Genomic DNA, 4,017 nt, shown 5'->3' with positions numbered 1-4,017 from the left:
GCCGGGGCCGGGGCACCGGCCCGCATCGCCCGCAGCGCGGCCGCGCACAGCGCAGCGGCGACGACGCCCGGGACGACCAGCAGGGGAGTGGCGCGCAGACCGCCGGCGGCGACGACGGCGGAGACCGCGAGCGGGGCGGCGGCGAAGCCGATGTTGCCGCCGAGGGAGAACCAGCCCATCGCGGCGTGGCTGCCGCGCCCGGCCTCGCGCGCCACCCGGGCGGCCTCCGGGTGGTAGGCGGCGACACCGGTCCCGGAGACGGCCACCGCCGCAAGGGTGAGGGCGTAGGAGCCCGCGACGCCGCTCAGGGCGACGCCCACGCCGCCGACCAGCGTGCTCACCGGCAGCAGCCACGGCACAGGCCGTTTGTCGGTGAGCGCCCCGAACAGCGGCTGCACCACCGACGACAGCAGGGAGGCGGCCAGCACGACGCCCGAGGCCGCGGCATAGGTGTAGGCGCGCTCCGAGACGAAGAAAGGCACCAGCGCGGCCACCGCTCCCTGGTACACGTCCACGCAGGCATGGCCCACGGACAGCAGGGCGAGGGACCGGTCGCGAGAGGGAATCCGTATCGTCGGCACGCCTTGATCGTGGCCGGGCCACCGGGTGTCGCGCTTCCGATAAATTGCCGACCGATGCCGAACATCCGCCACACCCCGCAGGCCCCCACCGACGCGCGGACCCTCGCCGCCGGCGCGCACATCGACGCGCACCGCCACGACGACCACCAGATCGTCTACGCGGGCTCCGGCGTCGTGGCCGTCACCACCGACGCCGGCACCTGGTTCGCGCCCGGCACCCGCGCCCTGTGGGTCCCTGCCGGAACCGTCCACGCCCACCGCGCCCACGGCCGGCTACGGCTGCATCTGGTCGGCCTGCCCGCCGGCGAGAACCCCCTCGGCCTGCACGCCCCCACCGTGCTCACCGTCGGCCCGCTGCTGCGCGAGCTGATCGTCGCCTGCACGACCGACCCCGGCGGCACCGGTCCCGAACGCCGCCGCCTGCGCGCGGTGCTGTGCGACCGGCTGCGCGCCTCCCCGCAGCAGCCCGTACAACTGCCCGCCCCGGCCGACCCCCGCCTGGCGGCCGTCTGCGCGATCGTCCACCACGACCCCGCGGACCCCCGCACCCTCGCCTCCCTCGCGGCCGCGACCGGAACCGGCGAACGTACCCTCAGCCGGCTCTTCCGGGCCGAACTCGGCATGACCTTTCCCCAGTGGCGCACCCAGTCGCGCCTCTACCACGCCCTGCGCATGCTGGCCGACGACGTCCCGGTCACCACCGTCGCCCACCGCTGCGGCTGGTCCTCCGCGAGCGCCTTCATCGACGTCTTCCGCCGGGCCTACGGGTACACCCCCGGCACCCACAACAGCCGTCCCTGAACCGGGGACCGGCCGCGGGCTACACCTCGGCCGCGGCCGGGTACGACGGCTGCGCGCCGTGCCGTGTCACGGACACCGCGGCCACCCGCACCGCGAAGCGCGCGGCCTCCGCCAGCGGGGTGCCCGCCGCCAGGCGCGCGGACAGGGCCCCCGTGAAGGCGTCGCCCGCGCCCGTCGTGTCGACGGCCTCGACCGCGACGCCGGGAACCTCCGTCACGTCCTCGCCGACGGCCACCAGCGCCCCCGCCGCGCCCAGGGTGACGACCACCGACCGCGCGCCCCGCGCGCGCAGGGCGGCGGCCCACTCGGCCGGACCGCCGTCCGCCCGGCCCGACAGGAGACGGGCCTCGTGCTCGTTGACGACCAGCGGATCCGCCGCCGACAGCAGCTCGGGGGCCAGGGACTCCGGGACGGGCGAGGGGTTGAGCACCACCCGCGCGCCCACCTCGCCCGCGACCGTCACCGCCGCCCGCACCGTCTCCGGGGGGATCTCCAGCTGGAGCGAGACCACCGCCGAACCGGCGAGGACCTCGCGCGCGGCGGTGACGTCGGCGGGGGAGAGGCGCGCGTTCGCGCCGGGCGAGACGACGATCGAGTTGTCGCCGTCCGGACCGACGACGATCATCGCCGTGCCGGTGCGGGCGCCCCGCTCCACCAGCACGTGCCGCACGTCCGTGCCGGCGTCCCGCTGGGCGTCCAGTTGCAGCCGCCCGTACGCGTCGTCACCGACCCGGGCCAGCAGGGCGGTCCGGGCGCCGAGGCGGGCCGCCGCCGCGGCCTGGTTGGCGCCCTTGCCGCCGGCGGACTCCACCAGGTCGGTGCCGAGCACGGTCTCGCCCGCGCCCGGCCGGCGCCCGACCCGGACCGTGAGATCGGCGTTGGCCGAGCCCACCACCAGTACGTCGTACATCCGTCCTCCTCGTGTCATGGGGGGTCAGGCGTCGGTGCAGCGCTCCCGCCCGGTCGAGTACAGATAGCTGTCCGGGAACTGCGACGCGGCCAGCGTGCGGCCGACGATGATGACGGCCGTGCGCACCACACCCGCCGCCTTCATCCGGTCCGCGATGCCGGCGAGCGTGCCCCGCAGGACGAGCTCGTCGGGCCGGCTGGCCATGGCGACGACGGCGGCCGGGCAGTCGGGGCCGTAGTGCGGGAGGAGCTCGGCGACCACGCGGTCCGCGTAGCGGGCGGCGAGGTGTACGACCAGCAGGGCGCCGCTGCGGCCCAGTGTGGCGAGGTCCTCGCCGGGCGGCATGGGCGTGGCCTGCTGCGCGATCCGGGTGAGCACGACCGTCTGGCCCACGGTCGGAACGGTCAGTTCGCGGCCCAGCGCGGCCGCGGCCGCGGCGAACGCGGGCACGCCGGGGACGATCTCGTAGGGGATGCCGGCCGCGTCGAGACGGCGCATCTGCTCGGCGACGGCGCTGAAGACGGACGGGTCGCCGGAGTGCAGCCGGGCCACGTCGTGGCCGGCTTCGTGGGCCCGGACGAACTCCTCGGTGATCCGGTCGAGGTCCAGTCGGGAGGTGTCGACCAGCCGGGCGTCCGGCGGGCACTCCGCGAGCAGCTCCCGGGGCACCAGACTGCCGGCGTACAGGCAGACGCCGCAGCGGGCCAGGGTCCGCGCGCCGCGCACCGTGATCAGGTCGGCGGCGCCGGGGCCGGCGCCGATGAAGTACACGGTCATGCCTGGGACTCTCCTTGCGCGACGGGGGACTTGACCACGGCCCACTGGGTGACCGGCATCGCCTGCCGCCAGCCGGTGAAGCCGCCGACGGGCACGGCCTGAGCGACGGACAGCCGTGTGAGCTCGCCGCCGTGCCGCCGGTGGCGCTCGGCCAGCAGCGCCTCGGACTCCAGGGTGACGGTGTTGGCCACGAGCCGGCCGCCCGGCGGCAACGCCTCCCAGCAGGCGTCGAGCAGCCCCGGCGCGGTCAGACCGCCGCCGATGAACACGGCGTCCGGCACCGGCAGTCCGTCCAGCGCGCCGGGCGCGGCGCCGGTGACCACGCGCAGCGCCGGAACACCGAGTGTCCCGGCGTTGCGGACGATGCGCGCGGCCCGCGCCGGATCGCGCTCGACGGTGACCGCCCGGCAGGTGCGGTGGGCGCGCATCCACTCGATGCCGATCGAGCCGGAGCCGCCGCCGACGTCCCACAGCAGTTCGCCGGGGGCGGGGGCGAGGGCGGCGAGCGTGACCGCCCGCACATGACGCTTGGTCAGCTGCCCGTCGTGGTCGTAGGCGTCGTCCGGCAGACCGGGGGTCAGGCCGAGCCGGGGCGTTCCCGCGGCGGGACGGCAGACCACGGCGATGACGTTGAGCGGGTCCCCGGGCGGGTGCGGCCAGTCGTCCGCGGTGCCCTCGACGCGCCGCTCGTGCTCGCCGCCGAGCCGCTCCAGGACGGTCAGCGCGCTCGGCCCGTAACCGCGCTCGCGCAGCAGCGCCGCGACCTCGGCGGGCGTGCCGGCGCCGGCGCTCAGCAGCAGCAGCCGGCGCCCGGCGTGCAGGGCCGCGCCCAGCGCGGCGAGCGGCCGGCCGACGCTGGTAGTAGCCGGGGACGATGCGGTCGAGCACGGACCTGTCGTCCTGCCCGGAGGCGGCGGTGTGGTTGTAGACGACGTCCATGACGGTCCG

5 protein-coding genes are annotated in these 4,017 nt (G+C 76.6%); 1 reads left to right on the top strand and 4 read right to left on the bottom strand.

Annotation, left to right across the window (positions count from 1 at the left end; genetic code table 11):
* Nucleotides 1-572: MFS transporter (locus AB0K09_RS30745; RefSeq protein WP_366068689.1), on the bottom strand; the 572-nt coding region annotated here is incomplete at its 3' end.
* Between the two features lie 63 nt (nucleotides 573-635).
* Between AB0K09_RS30745 and AB0K09_RS30740 the strand changes: the two genes are divergently transcribed.
* The gene (locus AB0K09_RS30740; RefSeq protein ID WP_366068688.1) at nucleotides 636-1,382 is read left to right on the top strand and encodes a helix-turn-helix transcriptional regulator; all 747 of its coding nucleotides are present in this window, start codon (nucleotides 636-638) and stop codon (nucleotides 1,380-1,382) included.
* Between the two features lie 19 nt (nucleotides 1,383-1,401).
* Here AB0K09_RS30740 and rbsK read toward each other — a convergent pair whose 3' ends face one another.
* From rbsK to cbiT, 3 genes are all read right to left on the bottom strand, one after another.
* Nucleotides 1,402-2,292, bottom strand: coding sequence for a ribokinase (gene rbsK, locus AB0K09_RS30735; RefSeq protein ID WP_366068687.1), 891 nt, complete (start codon nucleotides 2,290-2,292; stop codon nucleotides 1,402-1,404).
* Nucleotides 2,293-2,316: 24 nt separating this feature from the next.
* Entirely contained in the window at nucleotides 2,317-3,069 is a 753-nt protein-coding gene (cobM, locus tag AB0K09_RS30730) for a precorrin-4 C(11)-methyltransferase (protein WP_366068686.1), read from the bottom strand.
* Nucleotides 3,066-4,017: precorrin-6Y C5,15-methyltransferase (decarboxylating) subunit CbiT (gene cbiT / locus AB0K09_RS30725; protein WP_366068685.1), on the bottom strand; the 952-nt coding region annotated here is incomplete at its 5' end. The genes cbiT and cobM, both read right to left, overlap by 4 nt.

The sequence above is a fragment of the Streptomyces sp. NPDC049577 genome, assembly GCF_040675635.1.
Taxonomy (GTDB): domain Bacteria; phylum Actinomycetota; class Actinomycetes; order Streptomycetales; family Streptomycetaceae; genus Streptomyces.
This window is presented reverse-complemented; position numbering and strand designations above follow the sequence as displayed.